The organism is Alteromonas sp. CNT1-28 (assembly GCF_022348345.1).
GTDB lineage: Bacteria > Pseudomonadota > Gammaproteobacteria > Enterobacterales > Alteromonadaceae > Alteromonas > Alteromonas macleodii.
The window spans coordinates 127,610-147,390 of the sequence record NZ_JAKREZ010000002.1; the positions used below are offsets into that span (position 1 = coordinate 127,610).

General features: G+C 44.7%; 18 protein-coding genes and 1 tRNA gene. 8 read left to right on the top strand and 11 right to left on the bottom strand.

What is annotated here, in order from left to right; translation table 11 throughout:
• Nucleotides 1-4 precede the first annotated feature (4 nt).
• Nucleotides 5-1,330: a tRNA lysidine(34) synthetase TilS gene (gene tilS, locus MHN02_RS21765; protein WP_239244359.1), complete on the top strand. Its 1,326-nt coding sequence runs from the start codon at nucleotides 5-7 to the stop codon at nucleotides 1,328-1,330.
• A 125-nt stretch (nucleotides 1,331-1,455) separates the two neighbouring features.
• Here the strand turns inward: tilS and MHN02_RS21770 are convergent, their stop codons facing one another.
• The gene (locus MHN02_RS21770) at nucleotides 1,456-2,355 is read right to left on the bottom strand and encodes a GGDEF domain-containing protein (protein WP_202941026.1); all 900 of its coding nucleotides are present in this window, start codon (nucleotides 2,353-2,355) and stop codon (nucleotides 1,456-1,458) included.
• Between the two features lie 263 nt (nucleotides 2,356-2,618).
• Here MHN02_RS21770 and MHN02_RS02265 point away from each other — a divergent pair, with 263 nt between their 5' ends.
• On the top strand, nucleotides 2,619-4,586 hold the full coding sequence (locus tag MHN02_RS02265; RefSeq protein ID WP_239244361.1) for a cation:proton antiporter: 1,968 nt from the start codon (nucleotides 2,619-2,621) through the stop codon (nucleotides 4,584-4,586).
• A gap of 75 nt (nucleotides 4,587-4,661) precedes the next feature.
• Here the strand turns inward: MHN02_RS02265 and MHN02_RS02270 are convergent, their stop codons facing one another.
• Nucleotides 4,662-4,889, bottom strand: coding sequence for a hypothetical protein (locus tag MHN02_RS02270; protein WP_014975858.1), 228 nt, complete (start codon nucleotides 4,887-4,889; stop codon nucleotides 4,662-4,664).
• Between the two features lie 323 nt (nucleotides 4,890-5,212).
• On the opposite strand from MHN02_RS02270, the gene tadA reads away from it, so the two are divergent.
• Nucleotides 5,213-5,836 (top strand): tRNA adenosine(34) deaminase TadA, encoded by a 624-nt coding sequence (tadA, locus tag MHN02_RS02275; RefSeq protein ID WP_239244363.1) that lies wholly within the window; start codon nucleotides 5,213-5,215, stop codon nucleotides 5,834-5,836.
• 101 nt (nucleotides 5,837-5,937) lie between these two features.
• Here tadA and MHN02_RS02280 read toward each other — a convergent pair whose 3' ends face one another.
• Nucleotides 5,938-6,093, bottom strand: coding sequence for a hypothetical protein (locus MHN02_RS02280; protein ID WP_014975860.1), 156 nt, complete (start codon nucleotides 6,091-6,093; stop codon nucleotides 5,938-5,940).
• Between the two features lie 267 nt (nucleotides 6,094-6,360).
• A complete protein-coding gene (gene mltF, locus MHN02_RS02285) occupies nucleotides 6,361-7,764 on the bottom strand; it encodes a membrane-bound lytic murein transglycosylase MltF (RefSeq protein WP_239244365.1) in 1,404 nt (467 codons plus the stop codon).
• Between the two features lie 176 nt (nucleotides 7,765-7,940).
• On the opposite strand from mltF, the gene purL reads away from it, so the two are divergent.
• Together purL and MHN02_RS02295 are read left to right on the top strand one after the other, a co-directional pair.
• Nucleotides 7,941-11,828, top strand: a complete 3,888-nt coding sequence (gene purL / locus MHN02_RS02290) for a phosphoribosylformylglycinamidine synthase (RefSeq protein WP_239244367.1) — start codon at nucleotides 7,941-7,943, stop codon at nucleotides 11,826-11,828.
• 258 nt (nucleotides 11,829-12,086) lie between these two features.
• Entirely contained in the window at nucleotides 12,087-12,227 is a 141-nt protein-coding gene (locus MHN02_RS02295; protein WP_162889815.1) for a hypothetical protein, read from the top strand.
• 169 nt (nucleotides 12,228-12,396) lie between these two features.
• Here the strand turns inward: MHN02_RS02295 and smrA are convergent, their stop codons facing one another.
• From smrA to MHN02_RS02310, 4 genes are all read right to left on the bottom strand, one after another.
• Nucleotides 12,397-12,984, bottom strand: coding sequence for a DNA endonuclease SmrA (gene smrA / locus MHN02_RS02300; protein ID WP_239244369.1), 588 nt, complete (start codon nucleotides 12,982-12,984; stop codon nucleotides 12,397-12,399).
• Nucleotides 12,985-13,145: 161 nt separating this feature from the next.
• The gene (locus tag MHN02_RS21600) at nucleotides 13,146-13,271 is read right to left on the bottom strand and encodes a hypothetical protein (RefSeq protein WP_264386958.1); all 126 of its coding nucleotides are present in this window, start codon (nucleotides 13,269-13,271) and stop codon (nucleotides 13,146-13,148) included.
• 132 nt (nucleotides 13,272-13,403) lie between these two features.
• Nucleotides 13,404-13,478, bottom strand: a tRNA-Arg gene (locus MHN02_RS02305).
• Between the two features lie 484 nt (nucleotides 13,479-13,962).
• Nucleotides 13,963-15,144, bottom strand: a complete 1,182-nt coding sequence (locus MHN02_RS02310) for a flagellar assembly protein T N-terminal domain-containing protein (protein ID WP_239244371.1) — start codon at nucleotides 15,142-15,144, stop codon at nucleotides 13,963-13,965.
• A 300-nt stretch (nucleotides 15,145-15,444) separates the two neighbouring features.
• Between MHN02_RS02310 and MHN02_RS02315 the strand changes: the two genes are divergently transcribed.
• Nucleotides 15,445-15,930: an LPP20 family lipoprotein gene (locus MHN02_RS02315; protein WP_239244426.1), complete on the top strand. Its 486-nt coding sequence runs from the start codon at nucleotides 15,445-15,447 to the stop codon at nucleotides 15,928-15,930.
• Between the two features lie 145 nt (nucleotides 15,931-16,075).
• Here the strand turns inward: MHN02_RS02315 and flgN are convergent, their stop codons facing one another.
• From flgN to flgA, 3 genes are all read right to left on the bottom strand, one after another.
• Complete coding sequence (gene flgN / locus MHN02_RS02320) at nucleotides 16,076-16,507, bottom strand: flagellar export chaperone FlgN (protein WP_239244373.1); 432 nt, start codon at nucleotides 16,505-16,507, stop codon at nucleotides 16,076-16,078.
• A 39-nt stretch (nucleotides 16,508-16,546) separates the two neighbouring features.
• Nucleotides 16,547-16,876, bottom strand: coding sequence for a flagellar biosynthesis anti-sigma factor FlgM (gene flgM / locus MHN02_RS02325; RefSeq protein WP_014948589.1), 330 nt, complete (start codon nucleotides 16,874-16,876; stop codon nucleotides 16,547-16,549).
• 102 nt (nucleotides 16,877-16,978) lie between these two features.
• The gene (gene flgA / locus MHN02_RS02330; RefSeq protein WP_014948590.1) at nucleotides 16,979-17,695 is read right to left on the bottom strand and encodes a flagellar basal body P-ring formation chaperone FlgA; all 717 of its coding nucleotides are present in this window, start codon (nucleotides 17,693-17,695) and stop codon (nucleotides 16,979-16,981) included.
• A 278-nt stretch (nucleotides 17,696-17,973) separates the two neighbouring features.
• Here flgA and MHN02_RS02335 point away from each other — a divergent pair, with 278 nt between their 5' ends.
• Complete coding sequence (locus MHN02_RS02335; protein ID WP_014948591.1) at nucleotides 17,974-18,903, top strand: chemotaxis protein CheV; 930 nt, start codon at nucleotides 17,974-17,976, stop codon at nucleotides 18,901-18,903.
• 15 nt (nucleotides 18,904-18,918) lie between these two features.
• Nucleotides 18,919-19,749: a protein-glutamate O-methyltransferase CheR gene (locus tag MHN02_RS02340; protein WP_014975874.1), complete on the top strand. Its 831-nt coding sequence runs from the start codon at nucleotides 18,919-18,921 to the stop codon at nucleotides 19,747-19,749.
• Nucleotides 19,750-19,781 lie beyond the last annotated feature (32 nt).

The following is a 19,781-nucleotide window of genomic DNA, read 5'->3' on the forward strand; positions in this document are numbered from 1 at the left end:
GTCTGTGACCCCTCTACAATCCCCAACAATCGAACATATCGTCAACCGCATAGCGACATCTCTCACTGATGTAAAGCTACCACTTCAAACGCCACTCGTCGTTGCTTACAGCGGTGGTGTGGATTCGACCGTTCTGCTCCAAGCCGTTATTGGATATAGGGAACAGTTTGATAGCCCAATTCATGCTGTACATGTACATCACGGTTTAAGTGAAAATGCCGAACAGTGGGCAAAGCACTGCGAATTACAGTGTCGTCTTGAAGACGTAGCATTTCATTTGTATCGAGTTGATGTTGATACGGGGTCGAGAAAAAGCCTGGAAGCAGAAGCGCGTAAGGTTCGATACAACGCATTGTTAGAAGTGTGTGACCAAATAGGCGGTGTATTGCTTTTAGGACAACATGCCGAAGATCAGATTGAAACCGTATTGCTTCAGCTTAAACGCGGTGCTGGTCCACAAGGCTTAGCGGGTATGGGAGAAGTTCAGTACCGAGGTGACACCTTGATAATGCGCCCTATGCTAGCACTAGAGAAAGCCGAGATTGTAGCTTATGCCGAAGAGGAAATGTTGCAGTGGGTTGAGGATGAATCTAATCAGCAAAATAGCTTTGATAGGAACTTCTTAAGGAACGAAATTATACCTCACTTGCTGGCGCGATGGCCTAAGTTAACCAAAACCGTGGGGCGCAGCGCCGAGCTTTGTGCTGAACAAAGCGCACTAGTCAGCGATTCTGCCCAAAAATATTTTGAAGATTGTAAACGCACAGATCTCAGGCTCGACGGACAACAACTCGCTGCATTGTCGTTACCGTGGCAGGCTATGGTCATTCGCGCGTGGTTTCGAGCTCAAGGCGAGTTGTCGCCCTCAAAAGCACAGACAGACCAAGTTCTCGCAATGCTAAAGGCAAAGTACGACGCAACCCCTGAAGTGAACTTTAAATGGGGCAGGGTAATACGGTTTGACCAAGACCTTTATTGGGTGGTGAACGCTACTCATGAAGTACCGCAAAACCTAGAATTAGCGCCCAACCAAGATATCGCGCTTCCTTGGCTTAGAGGCCATATTCGAATTGCAGTGCCAAAAGCGCGAGAAGAAAATACCGTTTCTCTGCAAACCAATGCTCGCAATCTTAAAGTAAAGCCAGAAAATGCGAACGTATCTAAGTTGCTGAAAGAATGGTTTAAGGTATGGCGCGTGCCAAGATGGGAGCGAAACGGCGTGCCGGCAATCTTGATTAACGACGAGCCTGTCGCACTGATTGTTGAAGGACGTTGTGTTTATCTGCAGCCCAAAGCGCCAGATATAGAAATAACCTTTAGTCTCGACTGAATCTATGTAGCACTAAAAGTGCCGTTTTTTGAAAGGGCTAAATACTCTTGCTTATGGTATCCATGGCAATAATGTGCAAAAGCGGCATTGCTTTGCCGCCATCCTGATAAATTCGAATCGCGACGTTACGCTGCGTGATAGCTATTTTTTCCAGAATTTTTCACGCGATACAGGGCGTTGTCAGCACGGTCAAATAGGCTACTCATCGTATCGCCGTCGCGATAAATCGCGCCGCCAAGGCTGGTTGATACGCCTAAGCGAGACAAGTAGCTAGAGCTATTGATACTCATCTGAACTCGCTGGGCTGCACAAGCCAGCTGCTGTTGCGACTGACAGTCTAGCAAACAACAAAACTCATCGCCGCCATAGCGAAATGCTTCGTCTTCATCCCGTAGAACATTAGATAAATGTGATGCAACATGGACAAGTACTTTGTCACCTTCGCCATGACCAAAATTATCATTCACATACTTAAAGTTGTCTAAGTCAATCACCAAAAGTGCGAAAGGGTCGTCGTGTCTTTGCGCCCAGCCGAGTTGTCTTGTCATTGACTGCTCAAAGCCCGCGCGGTTACCTAAGCCAGTTAACACATCTTTAGTTGCCATCTGCTGCACACGCATTAATGAAAGAGCGTGCTTTACTTGTTTTCCAAATAAATCATGCAGTTGGAATAGACTCTCCCGTTGCGATAACGACAAGGGTGAACTAATGTAATAATAGACATGAGCTTGATCGCCATTAACGGCATTGGCACCTTGTAGTGGTAAATCAATGAGTGTTGACGATATCTTTGCATTACCGTACACCCAACGCGAGTCAAAGTCAGACAAGCTAAACCCGACAATAGGTAACAACGTGTTTAGCTGCTGAAAATACACGCCACCTAACTCTTGTAGTTCAAGAGTAGAAAGTAGCTGCGTGACAAAGCCTGATAATTCACTAAAAGAGAGTGATTTACCTGTGCTCTCAGCAGGGTAAAAATTGTTATGTTGTGTGCTATCGTAGACTGACGTTGAAAAATCCACAGTAGTGCCCCTATACAAAATGCGTTGATATGCAAAGAAACAAGTGTCAAAGCCCTGACGTTTCTGTGGCCACATCTGCATTTTTGCGGAATTTATGGCGATCACAGCGGCAAAACTTGCCGGATCTGCATTTACACAGGGGATTTTGCAAACTAGATGCCAACAAAGTGTTTCAGGCATTAGTCTTTAGTTTAAAGCGTAAACTCGCGTGGTTTATCGCGCTTGCTTTACAAATGGAAGTTTATGTAGCTTTAGGAGGTTGTGTGGGGACGAGCTTTTTAAATATCGTGATATTGATGTTCATATCGGTATGCGCGGTCGCATTATTTAAACGCATTCATCTCCCTCCTATTCTTGCTTATCTGTTTGCCGGCGTACTCGCGGGTCCACAACTATTATCTGTGTTTGCCCACCCAGAAGAAATGCACCTGCTCGCTGAAGTGGGCATAGTGTTTTTGCTCTTTTCACTTGGTCTTGAGTTCTCGTTACCTAAATTGTTGGCAATGCGCTCTTTAGTATTCGGTGTAGGATTAGGGCAAATGGTGTTTACCACGGCAGTGTTTACCTGTGTTCCTCTGTTTCTCGGCATTCCAATGAGTGCGTCCATCATTATTGGTGGTACGCTGGCGTTAAGCTCAACCGCTATTGTAATTAAGCAAGCTACCGAAATGGGCATTCTTAATAACAGGCGTACACAATTAGCGGTGAGTATCTTACTCTTTCAAGACTTAGCGGTGGTTCCGTTCCTAATTGCTATTCCTCTTTTAGCCCAGACTGGTGAAGTAAGTATTGCGCTAGCTTTAGGCGAGGCGTTGCTTAAAGGTGTGTTTGTCATTGCGTTTCTAATGTCAGTGGGTAAGTGGTTACTACCTTGGGTGTTTAGAGAGGTAGCAAGAACAAGGACTGACGAGCTGTTTGTTCTGACCACTATATTGATTGCCTTATTGGCAGGAGGGCTAACTTATTACTTCGGGCTATCCATGGCGCTAGGCGCTTTCTTGGCGGGTATGATGTTGGGGGAAAGCCAATACAAGTATCAACTTGAAGCCGACATTCGTCCGTTTCGAGATATTTTAATGGGGTTATTTTTTGTTACCGTGGGTATGCAGTTAGAACTCACTGTACTGTGGAACAGCCTGTTTGAGATTGTTTTTGGCGTTTTTGCTTTGATGATAGTTAAAGTCATTTTAGTAAGAGGCGCATCTCTATTAGTTAAAACCGATGTAATAGATGGCTGGTCTGCTGGGGTTAAACTTTGTCAGATTGGCGAGTTTAGTTTTGTAATTGCTGCGCTTGCTACGACACACGGCGTGTTAACGTCAGAGCAGTCATCGCTGATTGTGTGCATGGGTGTAATCAGTATGGCGTTAACCCCGTGGCTTATGAATAACAGCGTCACTATAGCAAGGCGTATTGTTAACAAGGATATCTCGTTCGATGACAATGTGAGCTTTGGTAATGCAGAGCCGTTAACCAACCACGTCATTATTTGTGGGTTTGGCCGCGTTGGACAGTCGGTAGCACGTATGCTGAAAATGGAAGGCATTCATTTTGTTGCCATAGATATGGATCCTGTCAGAGTACACGAGAGTCGAAACGCGGGAGAGCCCGTCATCTTCGGTGATGCGAGTCAAAAAGATATATTGATTACTGCCAATGTAGAAGGTGCCAAGCTTGTGCTTGTTACGTTTGATCAAGTCGATAAGGCCAAGCAGGTGATAACGCAGACCCGAAGCATTACGAGCACTACAGATGTTATGGTGCGTACCAAACGAGACTACCAGCTTGAAAGCCTATACAGCGCGGGTGCCAATCAAGTCGTGCCAGAGCTGCAAGAGGGGAGCTTGATGTTGGTATCGCAGGTGCTGCATTACGCCGGCGTGCCAATGTCTCGCATTTTGAAACGGGTTCGTGCTGAGAGAAAAGGTCGCTACGATCATATGCACGGCTTTTACCCGGGAGAAACAACAGAGATCACCTATGGCACAGAAGACAAGTTAGAATTTATCCATGCTGTAGTGTTGTCCGAACACGCTTCCTGTATTGGCAAAGCCATAAAAGATATCGATTTCTCGAGAATGCGAGTAGCGATTAAGGGCCTAAGACGGGATGGAAATGAAGTTAAAGACCCAGACCAAGACGCTATTTTGCAAGCCCATGACGTGCTAGTGATTGCGGGTAAACCCCGGCGTGTAGAGCGAGCAGAGCGAAAACTATTAGAAGGGAGCTAGCACGCAGTTAAACTTAGCGTTGTTTAATCTAGCGCGCTTGCCATGGAACGTGTGTTGAATTACGTGAGTTTAAGCCTACGCTACGCGGTCGCTTTCTAAGTCTGCAAATTGCTTTTTTAGGTCGTAGCGCTCGTCTGTCACTATCTTCTCAAGCACAGAAACTCGTTCCTTAAGCTCTGCAATTTCGGCTTTATAAGCATCGGTTTCTTTGCTGCTAAGTTTCTTCTTACTTTTGTCTTTTGCACTTTCGACAATGGTAACTAAGGCCCAGGCACAAATGGCTACTATTGCAATCGCGGTCATATTCACGGTGGTATCCCTCACAAATGGCTTTAAAACAGTGTAGGTGAAAATTTGGCCTGTTGCCTAATTCACCCCGTATTTAGTTAAATACTTATCGGTAAAATTACTGCTTCGCTTCAGGTACTATAGCGGTTATCTAACATACTTTTTAGTAAAAAATGTAACCTGTTAAGTCCATCACACTAGCAGTGTTATAATGAGAGATTGCAAGTAGGTTGCCAAGTGACAAAAGTCATTACTTTCTAAGAAGTTAGAATGTTTACCTAAGCTAATACAAAATAAATGTTAATGAATTTCACCAAGTAAAGTAGCAAAATTGACGAATGAGTGACCAAAATAGCAACCGTCCAACACCAAATTTCGACCTTGCAAACAAGCAAACGCAAGAAAAAGAGGCTGTGCAGGAGCCGTTGACTGAAATCGCAATGGAAGACATCGCGACAGAAGAAGACGTAATGTGGATGAGGCATGCGTTAACGCTTGCCGATAAGGCTGAGTCGATTGGTGAGGTGCCAGTCGGCGCCTGCGTAGTATTAAACGGTGAGCTTATCGGTGAAGGCTTCAATACGCCGATAACGGATAATGACCCATCTGCGCATGCAGAGCTACGCGCTGTTAAAGAAGCAGCAGCTGCGGTGCAAAACTACCGACTTATTGATGCTACGTTGTATGTGACATTAGAGCCCTGCTCTATGTGCGCAGGTATGCTGGTACATGCACGGGTAAAGCGGGTGGTGTTTGGCGCAAAGGATGCGAAGACAGGCGCTGCGGGCTCGGTCATGAACCTATTGCAACATCCTGCGCTTAATCATCAACTTGAGGTTGTATCTGGCGTATTAGCTGACGAATGTGCTAACAAATTGTCAGATTTTTTTCGCAAGCGCAGGAAAGAAATAAAGGCTGCCAAAAAGGCGAAAAGACTGCTAGAGGAGGATGCTTCAAACTAATTTATAGCGTTGCCTGAAGTTGTGCTTATTCGTGTTTTCGCCCATTTGGTATATACCGGTTACATGGTCAATCATTGTGAACCAGATGGCATAGAGGTGGCTTAGCCAGGCGTACGGGTTAACTGAGTGAACATATCGCTGGTAACAAATAGCTTGCGGCGCTGAAGTACTTTTTGGTGACAACGCTTAAGCATAAGTCTGCGTCTGTTGTTGTTTTTCAATTTTATTCCTTTTTTCATAAATCGATTTTTTTTCATTTGTTCTCCTTTCTCGCGTTGTGGCCACTTTATGTTTTTCGTGACCACTTTTCTTCCTTCGTGCGCAGCTCTCTTTATTTGAACAAGTCTCACGTTATTCGAGAGATGTTGTCATTTAAGAGCTGCAGCTCTTCTAGAGCTTGTCATCGTTGAGAAAATAATTATTACTGAGAAAGTAAGTCAGTGTCTGACTAACTTCTTTTTAGGGTACAGTACAAAGATGACATCGAAATGACAGTTTTCAAGAGAGAAGTAAGGTGAACTGCGTCAAATTTTTCCTTGTTCGTCCAACCATACTAAGCTGTCATAATAACGACGAATATTTTCCACATACTGTAACGCTTCATCGCCTCTTGCATAGCCATAGCGAGTAGTACGGTAATATTTCTTTTGCCTAAGCTGTGGCAAGCGACGCTTTACATCTACCCAAAGGTCTGGATTGCCACCTTGTTGCTCGGTAAGAATGCGTGCGTCTTCTAAATGGCCCATACCAATATTATACGACGCCATAGCCATCCAGGTTCTATCTGGCTCGCTAATTCGCGCAGGTATGCGATTGAGCAAACTGGCAAAATAACGAGAGCCTCCGCGAATGCTTTGTTCAGGATCGGTTCTGTCATCTACGTTCCAGTCACTTGCCGTATCCATGGTGAGCATCATTAGACCGCGAACGCCAGTTCTTGAAATAGCGTCACTGTCCCAGTGACTTTCTTGATAACTCATGGCCGCAAGCAGTCGCCAGTCTAATTCACCTGCATACTGTTGAAATAAGGGTTTGTATTGGGCAAGTGCTGTCTCGGCGGCATAATTAAACGCACGACTGTCGACGTAATCAAACTGGCGAATATGGCCAAAGTACTTGTCTTCTAACACCGTAAACCAGCCTGACTGATGTACAGTACCAAAATATTCAATCAGCGCTGCTTTCACTGAGTCATCTTGATGTAATGGGAGTGCCCACGCCATCGGCATATCTTCATTAAGGGTTTTTGCCACGGCTAAGTTAGGATATCGCCTGCGCTGAAGGGCTAGACGGTTGCTGTCTGCTACCGTATAAGCAATGTCGCCATTGGCAACTTGTTGCAACAGTTCTTCGGAGTCAGAATCTTCGGTGGTAACAAGTTGGGTTTTTATTATTGGGCTTTCACCATCACTTGCTTGGTCGGTTACCTCGTCTAATAAATTAGACAGTAAGTGAGCTTGGCTGCTACCTGCCACAGTAACAATAGGGGCATCAAGTTCTAATAAGTCTCTAGGTCTCGATGTCCCTGCTTGGAAGACGAGCTCTTGTTGAACGTGTTGATAGGCTGGACCGTAAGCAAAACGACTTTTAAGTGAAGGCGTTACCGCATCGCCTGTCGCGACAATGTCCAGATTACCTTCTTCTAACTGTTCTAACATGACTTCATAGCTGTAGAAGGGGTAAAGGTCGAGCGTCACGCCAAGGTAATCGGCAAATCCTGCCAGCAGTTCATATTCAAAACCCTGCGGCCCCTCTGCGCCGTTATAAAATGTTCCTGCACCATAAACGGTTCCCACGCGGATCGACTCTCGTTCCAACAATGAAGAAAGGACAGTGGGTACGGAAGGAACGCCACAACTCATAACAGCAATAGATAATATGATTATTAATTGTAGTTTTAATCGTTTTTTATAGTCTTGTGACTGCATAGACCTTTACTTGTTGTCATTAAACCATCTAAGTTTAAAAAAAAGTTCATGTAAGCGCGTTATGAGGTTACTTACTGCGCATAATTACTCTATAATCCGCGCCGAAATACTCATCAATCCAAGAGGCAACGCGTCGCATTGGTGGTCGTTGTTTCTAACAAACCAGGTAAATCAATATGTTGGTCCTTCGAGGCGCTCCTGCACTATCAGAGTTTAACCAAACTAAACTGATTGCAAAGCTGGGTCAATCCGGCGTTAGGGTTAAAAACCTATATAGCGAATATGTTCACCTAGTCGATTCCCAAGGTGACTTGTCTAAGCAGCAAATAGAGATACTCGAGAAGCTGCTCACTTACGGCCCCGCGAGGCAAGCACAAACCCCTTCTGGAACCTTCTTCCTCATTACTCCTCGCCCCGGCACTATCTCTCCCTGGTCTTCTAAAGCCACCGACATCGCTCACAACTGCAGTCTAAAAAATATCAACCGCATAGAACGTGGTTGTGCGTTTTATATAGAAACAGAAAACGGTGTGAGTGAAGATGATTTTGCGCTTATCGCTAGTTTCTTACACGACAGAATGACCGAATCAGTGTTCACCAATACTGATGAAGCTGCGGTACTCTTTTCACATACCGAAGCCAATACTTTTACCAGTGTAGATGTATTAGGCGAAGGCAAAGACGCGCTAGTTAATGCAAATGTGTCGTTAGGCCTTGCTTTAGCTGATGATGAGATTGACTACCTGTTTGATAGCTTTACTAAGCTAGGCAGAAACCCGACTGACGTTGAACTTTATATGTTTGCGCAAGCAAACTCTGAACACTGTCGTCACAAAATTTTTAACGCTAGCTGGACCATTGACGGCGAGGACCAAGAAAAGTCGCTGTTTAAAATGATCAAAAACACCTACGAGTTGTTACCTGATCATGTGTATTCAGCTTACAAAGATAACGCAGCGGTAATGGAAGGGTGGCAAGCAGGTCGTTTCTTCCCGAACCCGCAGTCACACCAATACGAATACCATCATGAAAATATTGATATTTTGATGAAGGTAGAAACCCATAATCACCCAACGGCAATTTCACCTTTCCCAGGTGCGGCAACAGGCTCTGGTGGTGAAATCCGTGATGAAGGTGCTACTGGTCGTGGTTCAAAACCTAAAGCGGGTTTGGTTGGTTTTACCGTATCTAACTTACGTATTCCTGGTGCTGAACAGCCGTGGGAATTCGAATACGGCAAGCCACAGCGCATTGTAAGCGCCCTTGATATTATGCTTGAAGGCCCACTAGGTGGCGCAGCGTTTAACAACGAATTTGGTCGTCCTGCGCTACTGGGTTATTTCCGTACCTTTGAACAAGAAGTCAATAGCTTCAACGGTGTTGAAGTGCGCGGCTATCACAAACCTATTATGTTAGCTGGTGGTTTAGGTAATATTCGTCGCGAGCATATTGAAAAAGGCGAAATTACGGTAGGCGCTAAGCTTATTGTGCTTGGCGGCCCTGCAATGAACATTGGTCTTGGCGGCGGTGCAGCCTCATCAATGGCATCTGGCCAATCAAACGAAGACTTAGACTTTGCTTCAGTACAGCGAGACAACCCTGAAATGGAGCGTCGCTGTCAGGAAGTGATTGATGCATGTTGGCATTTGGGGGATAACAACCCTATCCAGTTTATCCACGATGTGGGCGCAGGTGGTCTTTCAAATGCACTGCCTGAGCTGGTTAATGACGGTGGCCGCGGCGGTAACTTTGAACTTAGAAAAGTATTGTCAGATGAGCCAGGTATGACACCTCTGGAGCTATGGTGTAACGAATCTCAAGAGCGCTATGTTTTATCTGTCGCGCCTGAAAATATGCCAGTGTTCGAAGCAATTTGTGCCCGCGAACGCGCGCCGTTTGCTGTGGTTGGTGAAGCCACTGCCGAGCAGCACCTCAACCTGAACGACAGCCAGTTTGACAACAAACCTATCGATATGCCCCTTGATGTACTTTTAGGCAAACCGCCTAAAATGCATCGCGATGTAAGCTCGACCAAGGTAAGCTCGCCAGCACTAGATGAGGCAGGCATTACATTAAGTGATGCAGCAAATCGCATTTTGTCTTTGCCTACCGTGGCAGAGAAAACCTTCCTTATCACCATTGGCGATCGCTCGGTTACCGGTCTTGTTAGTCGCGACCAAATGGTAGGTCCATGGCAGGTGCCAGTGGCAGATGTGGCGGTAACCGCAACAGCGTTTGATACCTATCACGGTGAAGCGATGTCGATGGGTGAGCGTACGCCTGTTGCGTTACTATCGCACGGCGCGTCAGCGCGTCTTGCCGTGGGTGAAGCGTTAACCAATATTGCCGCAGCAAACATCGGCGATATTAAGCGCATTAAACTGTCTGCAAACTGGATGGCAGCAGCTGGACATCCAGGTGAAGATGCAGGTCTATATGAAGCGGTTAAAGCAGTGGGTGAGGAGCTTTGCCCAGAGCTAGGCCTAACCATTCCTGTGGGTAAAGACTCTATGTCGATGAAAACGGCATGGAATGAAAACGGTGAAGATAAAGCAGTAACTTCTCCGCTGTCACTCGTTATTTCCGCCTTTGGCGCAGTAAAAGATATTCGCAAAACCCTAACGCCACAGCTACGTACAGACAAAGGCGCAAGCCGCTTGCTGCTACTCGATTTGGGCGAAGGGAAAAATCGCTTGGGCGCGAGCTGCCTGGCACAAGTCTATACTCAGCTTGGTGATAGCCCAGCAGATGTGGTCTCTGCAACTCGCCTTAAAGCCTACTTTGACGCAATGCAGACGTTAATTGAAAAAGGTTTGGTGTGTGCATATCACGACCGTTCAGACGGTGGCCTGTTTACCACCGTTGCTGAAATGGCCTTTGCTGGTAAAACAGGTGTAAGCATTAACCTTGATAGCCTAGTTGGAAACGACATTGCCGTATTGTTCAATGAAGAACTAGGTGGCGTAATCCAAGTGCTTGAAAGCGATATGGATGCCGTTAACGCAGTACTGACTGAATTCGGTTTAACTGAATTGACTCACGATATCGGTACGCTTAATAGCACCGACATGATTGAGTTTAGTCGCGGTGGCGTTGCTGTACTTGCAAATAGCCGCGTATCAATGCGTACAATGTGGGCACAAACCACGTTTGAAATGCAGAAACTGCGTGATAACCCTGAATGTGCTGAACAAGAACACGCGGCAAAGCAAGATGCTGCCGACCCAGGTTTGCATGCTGCGTTGTCTTATGATGTAAACGAAGACGTAGCAGCGCCCTATATTGCCAAAGGCGTTAAGCCAAAAGTGGCGATATTAAGAGAGCAGGGCGTAAACTCGCATCTAGAAATGGCGGCTGCATTTACCCGTGCAGGCTTTGATGCTATCGATGTGCACATGAGTGACGTGTTGTCTGGTCGCATTACCCTTGAACAGTTTGCGGGCCTTGCGGCTTGTGGCGGTTTCTCTTACGGCGATGTATTAGGTGCAGGTGAAGGTTGGGCGAAATCTATATTGTTCAACAGCATGGCTCGCGACCAGTTTGAAGGCTTCTTCAACCGTAACGATACGTTCAGCTTAGGTGTGTGTAACGGCTGTCAGATGCTATCGAACCTTAAATCACTGATTCCAGGTACTGAGCATTGGCCACATTTCGTGACCAACCAGTCGGCGCGATTTGAAGCTCGTGTTGCAATGGTCGAAGTGATGGAGTCTAAGTCTGTGCTGCTTGATGGCATGGCAGGTTCGCGTATGCCTATTGCTGTGTCGCACGGTGAAGGTCAGGCTGAATTTGCCAATGACAACGCGCTGTCACAAGTAGGCGCGCAGGTGGCGATGCGTTACGTAGACAACTACGGCAAGCCAACCATGCAATATCCGGCAAACCCTAATGGTTCACCGCAGGGGATCACAGGTCTAACTTCACTAGACGGACGCAGCACCATCATGATGCCGCACCCTGAACGTGTATTCAGAGCCGTGGCAAACTCGTGGCGTCCAGACGATTGGCAAGAAGATGGTGCGTGGATGCGTATCTTCAGAAATGCCCGTAAATTTGTTGGGTAACAAAGCACTGTTAGTTCGATAAAAACAGGGGAAACCCCTGTTTATCTTTCGAAAAAATACTGTTTAATAAACGTTCATACCATAAATAGGTGTCAAAGCTTTGGCAAAGTGTCAAAAATCTGATTTTTGCCCTTGTCATCAGTTTGTCACTGATCTATTGTAGTGCAAGCAAGGAATGCAATTAGGTTACAGGAGTTGAGTTAGGGTTGTACCAGTGAAAGGCATGTGCCGGCTGGTTTAAATAATAAGAGACGACCGATGAATCGTTCTTCTAAAGGGTTTGGCTTAACCGGAGTGGCTGTAGCTGTAGTACTGATGTTCGTAACTGCTGTTTTTAGCACATCTGCGAAGTCTGCCGAAGCTCCAACAACGCTAAGTGTGCAGTCTTCAGTTAAGTAGTCTGAAAGAAAAATTCTAACGCCCGTATCAAGTTGCTTGATACGGGCGTTAATCATTAGGGGGTAATAAAAACGTTCAGCATATAGCGCTTCATGAGAAAGCCTAAAAGTTACACCTAAAGACAAGTCCAAAAAGGTAAAGCTGACTCAACTAGTTCTTGCCTCTCATTTTATCCTTTCTTATTTTTTTCTCTGTTAATTAATTTCTGCTGCGGATGCTTTTTCAAAAGCACATATGTAGCACCAAAGCCTCCGTGCATGGGTTGAGCCGTATGGTAGGCAATGACTTCGTCTAGTTCTCTTAGCCAATGGTTAACATAACTTTTTTTCAAAGCGGGAAAGGGTTGGCTATTTTCACCTGTTCCATGTTTTATGAGCAGTGCACGAACCCCGCGTTCGTGACTAGATTTAATGGTGCTATAAATCAGGTCTCGGCTTTGTTCTAAGGTTTTCCCTGAAAGTGTTACGTTGGCCTCTAGAGGGTATTTACCAAGGCGAAGTTTTTTAAAAACGCCGTCTTGAATACCTGGCTGCTGGAAGTGTATGAAATTATCAGGAGGTACCGGCTTCACGCCTTCCATGCTCAGTGGGTTAGCGAGTTTTTCGCGGACGCTTAACTGCCTAGACGCTCGTTTTTGTTTTTCAGCGAGCGCCTTTACAGGATCGTGTAATAAAGCCTTATCATCTGAAGCGATTGGTTTTACATCTTGCATTTCTGCAAAAAACGAATCGATATCGTCGTTTTCAAATTGGCTCATATTAATCCCCGTATAAGCTACTTCTCTATCTTTTATACGCTATTTCAGCCCCGTTGGTCTATGGAGCATAACCGCTTGATATATCACCGGTCGCAACGAATAGCAGCACCGCCGATTGCAGTGTAATTATAAAGTGGGGATTAAATTCCAAAAATCATCGTTTAGTAAATGGCACCAGGTTCCGCTAAAGCTTCAATAGCATCCCATTCTTCTTCAGAAAATGGGCACTGCACAGCTGTTTCGGCACAACTATCAGCGTTATCAGGTGGGGGGAAATCGAAAGTCATAATGCTCTCCTGTTTTGAAGAGTATTACTTAAATTGGCTAAATTACAACCAAAGTATAATGAATTCTTCAATATTACAGGCGACGGTGTGTATAAGCATCTTTACTAAAAAGCAGAACCGTTGCGCAATTAATGGCGTCCCCAGCTGGAATCGAACCAACATCTAAGCCTTAGGAGGGCCTTGTTTTATCCATTAAACTATGGGGACCTAATGCGTAGGGAGTTTTATTATACGTAGTTCGGGAAAATACGAAACCCTTTGTCAACAAGGTGCAGCGCTATGAGAAGAATGTCTCTGTCATTGACGTGAAAGTAATGTGCCCATGGCCCGGTTTTCTAATGCACATAAAAAGCCCTCGTAGATACGAGGGCTCTGGCTATGGTCAGTGTATTTTTAAATATCAAAGTGTACCGCTAGTCTCGTAAATCTAAAGAGCAGTGCATGGGGATTGTTCAATTTGTTAATTTTATATGCCGCTGTTGGACAAAACAGCATGTTTTGTTGAACAAATTCCCTATGATAGTTTGGATTCTAACAAAAACGAATTGAAGTAAAAGATTATAGTTACACTTTATTCAATGCTTGAAGTAATTGATATTCGATACCTTTCCAAAGGCAATTAATTCACTTAGATGACGAAAGTACTATATAAACTGGGAACTCTAAACTGTTTAAGGCAGATCGAGAAAGACTATTTTTTTACTACAAAATCGTGTTCTTGAATGTTTGCGATAATTCCTGCACCTTCGTTTACTACTAGAGACGAATTACCGTAGGCACTACTCACTACAAATTTGCCAGGATATAGCGAGTACTGTAAGTATTTACGGCCACGGTTATCGACAATCTCTTTAGCTTGATAAAGGTATAGTTCATCTTTTTCAGAAATGCCATTGTCTCTGCCTAAAGATACAGAGATTTTATCGCCGGCAACATTAATCACTCTACCTGTCATTGGCTGGCATGCAGTGGCTTCTTTTATGTCTTCAATCGCTTCTGCTATTGTCGCGTTGACAGTTTGCCCATAAAGCGACTGCCAAAATTTTGTCGAAAACTCATCAATATCTTCGAATCTGTCGAATGTCCATTCTCCTTGATTCTGATAAGACTTAGTCAACAACAGGCCTCCATTAATGCCGTCATAGACCTGAATGGTCATAGCAAAGGAGCGTCGAGAAGTACCCTCACGCCACGGTGTAAAAACCGAAGCCTCTTCCCGTGTCACGCTTAAATCATCTATCATGCCCACCAGCACAAATTGAGTATTACTTTGCGCTGAAAGCGTGCGTACATTTTGGTCAGTATATCGACTGTCAAATTTTGCAGTATGTGGCGCGATATAGATAATATCTAGGTTTTCAGTTTTATTTCGCATGGCCTGCGCTAACTGCTGGGTGAATGAAGCATCGAAATTGGGAATATTACCCTGTGTTAGTTGCGCTCTGTTACGTACCCTGAAATGTGTGGTAGCGAAATGTTTTTGGTCATTTTGTGCGGCACACACTTTTCCTCTTGGAAAAATGTCAGCGCGAATACTTACCGTAATCACATCGCCGCTATAAACTTCATCAACTAGTTCCAATTGTTCAACTTCGCCGGTAGAGCGAATGGTCATCTCTTCATTTTTAAGAAGGCCATTTGTAAGCTTGGCGACACTATGAACTGACGCGCCTGCAAAAAGCATGGCTTGCTTAAGTGCCTCTTGGGTAGCCGCATGTCTGGCAGTTTCCTTATCACCATTTCGCACCACAGCCTGTCCTGTAGCCTCGTACCACACGGCATTTGCTTGCCCAACGAAAAATGCAAACAGGCAAATTACCGCCACGACAGCATTTAAAATAGTTACCAGCGTTGTTTTGCTAATATGTCGCACCGCACACCTCTGGAGGTTTTTATCTAACTGCGCTATGCAAAGCGCCCGGTTTATAAAGCGAAGTATGCGAAAAGAGTGCCAGTTGATGTGGTTTCGTCGCCGTTAAATCAATCGGGCGCATATCTTGCACATATCTTGCAACGCGTATCTTGCTAAAGGTTTGTAAAAAGCGTCAGTTTAGATATGTCAAAATCTGCTACCGCGAGTGTGGCGGTATCTCGTAGTAACAAGGCTGCCACCGACGAGAGCAGCGTAACTACACATTTGATTTTATTAATAATGCAATTTGGAAATGAAACTATGTGCTTGAAAAAAATACATAAATCAAAATCGCTGCTGCTGTCTTGCTTTCTTGGTTTAGCAATAAGCACTGGTGGATGCGGCATTATTGATAAACACGTTGAGTGGGAAACAATAGAACCAGAAAGCTATCCCGTGCTCAAGGCGGTAGGCTATGCGCCAATTTCTTCTCAGCATGGCGAAAGCGACAGCATGAAGCTTATAATGGCGATGAAAGCGTCAAAATTAGATGCATACCGAGAGCTAACTGAACAAGTCTATGGTAAAAAAATTGAAGGCAATCAGTCTCTGTCTCATTTGGTTATAGATAGCGAAACATTGCGAGCATCTGTAGAGGGGGTCATTAGAGGCGCTGAAGTCGTAAAAGCCTATCCGGTAGGTGAAGATACATACGTCACCGAACTCGCTTTAGATATGCAGCAGGTTTACGATATATATCTGTCGACCGCAAAACCGCGCCGAGTAAAGGATGTTAAGTATTATTAAACGTTAGTGAAAGGGGGGGGGCGCAAGTGGCTGTATCGTGAAGTCTTAAAACATGCGCAAATTCACAGAGATATAATTTACTTTTACCGGTTAAGGCTTAATGGTTAAAGCTCGCTGACTGGGGTTTACTGAAATCGCAAAAAAATTAGGCGCTCACTCCCGACCCTAAAGTCCCGCCTTTCGGCTTTCCTTTTTTGTCATAGGTGAGCGATTCTTTGGCACGCACTTCCATCATCAAGTTACGTAAGTGTGTGAGGCGTAGCTGTCCTTGCTCTACGGCTTTTTGATTGACCTGCGTGCGGTATTTGCAATCGTCCAGAAGTTTCTTTGCATTAGCCATTAATGCTTCATCTTCTTCTGACATTGAGCCTTGATTGCTAATTGTGCGCTCAATGCTTCCATCGAGAGCCTGAATAGACGTTAACAGTGCTGTCTTTTCGTCTAATAAGTTCATTAAAGATTCTGCGTCTCGCGAACTGATAAGTTGCAATTCTTTTTCAAGCAATACGGCAAGTGAAGACAGTTGCTCCACTTGCTTTATTAGTGCTTGTGTCAATTGGCTTGCTTGTTCAGTCACGTTAGCTCTCTTCTGGTTAGTTACGAGTTTTGTCGCTCACTATTTAGCGCCAAAAATCTCACCTTCTAGTTTTGCAATCTTGTTGGCAAGCACTTCAGGATTAACTTTATACTCGCCACTTTGAATCGCTCGCTTAAGGCGATCGACTTTATCTTGGTTCACAGGCGCTTCCGAACCTTTCTTCTGAACCTGGTTGAGCTGTTGAGCAGATTGCGTCAACGATACAGAATCCTGACGCGGAACTGATGCGGTTTGCGCAGCCTGTGTTGATGCCTGCTGTGGAGATTGCTGCGTTTGGTTTTGCTGCGCAACCTTTCCATTATCAACGGGTGTTTTCGGTAACCCATTGTTTATATTGTTAATTGCCATAATTAGTCCTCACTACTTTTTCGCCTCTGTAAAGTGTATCGGCCTTTTGGCTAATTTCTTTAGCTAAATTGTGAACAAAAAAGTAGATATTCGCTGCCTCGTTTATAAGTGTATCACGACTTCTTCAGGGCTTGCGACTCTTGCTATCACCGCCTTTTGGCTACTGGCATTAATTACCTTAATATTGTCACCAACAACACCGTCTTGCTGAGCGATTCCGGCTGTTTTCACTTCCATACCTGCTACCTCAGCAGTTATGGTAATTCTGTCGCCTTTGCACACAAAGCATAGCATATTTGACTGTATAGCTTGTCCGTCAGTCACTCGGCGTTTTATTCTAGCCCCAATAAGTGCTTCTAGCTCAGTAAATGCGGTATGGCGCAATCGTCTTACATCAACTTTTGCCAGAGAGAGATTCGATGATGTTAGTACGGTTCCTGGACTTATTGCTCCTTGAGTGACAACAATTTCTTTGGTACGCGTTACTTGCCCGCTGGTAAAAAGGTACCATTCATTATTTCTACAGCTCACTCTAACTGATATATACGATTGGCTCAGCGCTTCTTGCGACGCATTGTATTCGAACCCAGTTGGGCAGTCAGGAATATTTATCCTATCGTCTATCTTCACAATAGACACATCAATGCTAGTATCCTGCGTATTATCAGCAAGTTGAGTTATTAGGTATTGTTTTGCGCCTTCTTCAACCTGTTTGTGATTGGTTTGTGTCGCCAAGCAGTTCATAGAAAGCACACTGAAAACGGTCAATGACAGTAATCGTGTGAATGTAAGGCGCGTTTTGGCGTTCATATTTTTCATCATGACTTTTCGTGTTCAGTTTACAAGTTATTGACTATGCTTAATACGGCCGGTTTGCTTAGTGCAAATAAATAACAGCCAAAGTAAATCCATAAGGTTTACAAGCACGAGCGTCAACGCAGGATCATTGATTAAGTTAAGGTATAAACCCTTACTAAAGACTGAAAAATGCTATTTAGTGTCATTTTTCTGTCGTTTGACCTGCAAAAATTTAGTGATATTGTCTATCTTTATCATAAGAGGCAATGATCATGCCCAGTATTACTTAGAGGTGACCTATGTCGGGGATTTTAGATTCAGTAAACCAGCGCACGCAGCTTGTTGGGCAGAATCGCTTAGAGTTGCTGCTGTTTAGACTGAACGGCCGCCAACGCTTTGGAATTAACGTTTTTAAAGTGCGGGAAGTGCTTCAGTGTCCTCCGCTAACAGCAATGCCGAAATTAAACCCGTTGGTTCGTGGTGTGGCGCACATCCGTGGTCAAACCATATCGGTCATTGATTTAAGTATGGCAACACGCGGCCGTAAAATTGAAGATCTCTCTAATGCCTTTATTGTCATTGCGGAATATAACCGTTCAGTTCAGGGCTTTTTGGTGGGTGCCGTAGAGCGTATTATCAACACCAATTGGGATGCGATCATGCCGCCACCTCAAGGTACTGGCAGAGCAAGCTATTTAACGGCGGTGACTGAAGTTGAAAATGAACTTATTGAAATTCTAGACGTTGAGAAAATTTTAAATGAAATTTCTCCGTTGAATGCCGAAGTAAGTTCAGAGGTGGCAGAAGGTCTGACAACCGAAGGCCAAGAGAATAAAATTATCTTTATTGCAGATGACTCTGCGGTAGCGAGAAACCAAGTTAAAAAGGCCCTAACTTCACTAGGCTTAGAAATTGAGCTAGCTAAAAACGGTCTTGAAGCATTAAACAGGCTTAAAGAAATTGCGGAAGAGTATGGCGATGTAACGAACCGTGTAGGCGTGCTGGTCTCAGATATCGAGATGCCAGAAATGGACGGCTATACACTAACCGCCGAAATTAAGAATACGCCTGAACTTCAAAAGCTTCATGTTGTATTGCATACGTCGCTCAGTGGTGTCTTCAACCAAGCTATGGTGCAGAAAGTAGGGGCTGATGACTTTATCGCGAAATTCCACCCCGATGAACTTGCTACCGCGGTACAAAAGTGGCTAATGACTGAGTGCGAATAACGGAGCAAGATTGGATTGGCTAATAAAGACGTTTCGCCAGCAAGTTACCTCAAATTTAGAGAGTTTTTGGAAAAGCAATGCGGCATAGTATTAGGTGATAATAAACAATACCTGGTGCGCAGCCGTTTAGCTTCATTACTCTATAAGCATAAGTATGAGTCTGCTGACGAACTGATTGACGTGGTTGTGAAAGGGTTCGACAGAACCTTACTACAGAACGTTATTGACGCAATGACCACAAACGAAACGTTGTGGTTTCGAGACAACTATCCCTTCGATTTACTTGTAAAAGAGTTACTACCAACACTATCGGCAAAAAATCAGAAACTTCGCATATGGAGTGCCGCTTGTTCGTCTGGACAAGAGCCTTATTCTATTGCGATGTCTGTACTTGAATATCAGCGCCAAAGGCCAGGTGCATTAAGAGCGGGTGTTGAAATTGTTGCTACAGATTTATCGTCAGAAATGCTGCAAAAGTGTGAGTTAGGTATTTATGACGAACTGTCCCTTGCAAGGGGATTGTCCCCGCAAAGGAGACAGGCCTTTTTCCAGCAAAATGATAGCGGGCTTATGCAGGTAAAACCCGACGTTCGTCGGATGGTAAGCTTTAGAAGTCTAAATTTACTTTCGAGCTATGCAGCACTTGGCCGCTTTGATATCGTTTTTTGCCGTAATGTTTTGATTTATTTCTCGGCCGAAGTAAAACAACGCATCCTGCAACAAATTGCCGGACAGCTGCAGCCTCAGGGTGTGCTTTTCCTTGGCGCCTCTGAATCAATCAGCGCTGCAAGTGATACCTACAGTATGGTTAAGTGCCACCCTGGCCTTTACTATCAAAAAAAATGATCTAACTTATCGGCCTGATAAATAATACTTTT

Excerpts from the sequence above, each read along its gene's own strand:
- purL (WP_239244367.1), top strand. The coding sequence starts at position 7,941 with ATGTTGGTCCTTCGAGGCGCTCCTGCACTATCAGAGTTTAACCAAACT.
- mltF (WP_239244365.1), bottom strand. The coding sequence starts at position 7,764 with ATGCAGTCACAAGACTATAAAAAACGATTAAAACTACAATTAATAATC.
- flgM (WP_014948589.1), bottom strand. The coding sequence starts at position 16,876 with ATGGCAATTAACAATATAAACAATGGGTTACCGAAAACACCCGTTGAT.
- flgA (WP_014948590.1), bottom strand. The coding sequence starts at position 17,695 with ATGAAAAATATGAACGCCAAAACGCGCCTTACATTCACACGATTACTG.
- MHN02_RS02270 (WP_014975858.1), bottom strand. The coding sequence starts at position 4,889 with ATGACCGCGATTGCAATAGTAGCCATTTGTGCCTGGGCCTTAGTTACC.
- MHN02_RS02280 (WP_014975860.1), bottom strand. The coding sequence starts at position 6,093 with ATGAAAAAAAATCGATTTATGAAAAAAGGAATAAAATTGAAAAACAAC.
- tadA (WP_239244363.1), top strand. The coding sequence starts at position 5,213 with ATGAGTGACCAAAATAGCAACCGTCCAACACCAAATTTCGACCTTGCA.
- MHN02_RS21600 (WP_264386958.1), bottom strand. The coding sequence starts at position 13,271 with ATGACTTTCGATTTCCCCCCACCTGATAACGCTGATAGTTGTGCCGAA.
- smrA (WP_239244369.1), bottom strand. The coding sequence starts at position 12,984 with ATGAGCCAATTTGAAAACGACGATATCGATTCGTTTTTTGCAGAAATG.
- MHN02_RS02295 (WP_162889815.1), top strand. The coding sequence starts at position 12,087 with ATGAATCGTTCTTCTAAAGGGTTTGGCTTAACCGGAGTGGCTGTAGCT.
- MHN02_RS02315 (WP_239244426.1), top strand. The coding sequence starts at position 15,445 with ATGTGCTTGAAAAAAATACATAAATCAAAATCGCTGCTGCTGTCTTGC.
- MHN02_RS02335 (WP_014948591.1), top strand. The coding sequence starts at position 17,974 with ATGTCGGGGATTTTAGATTCAGTAAACCAGCGCACGCAGCTTGTTGGG.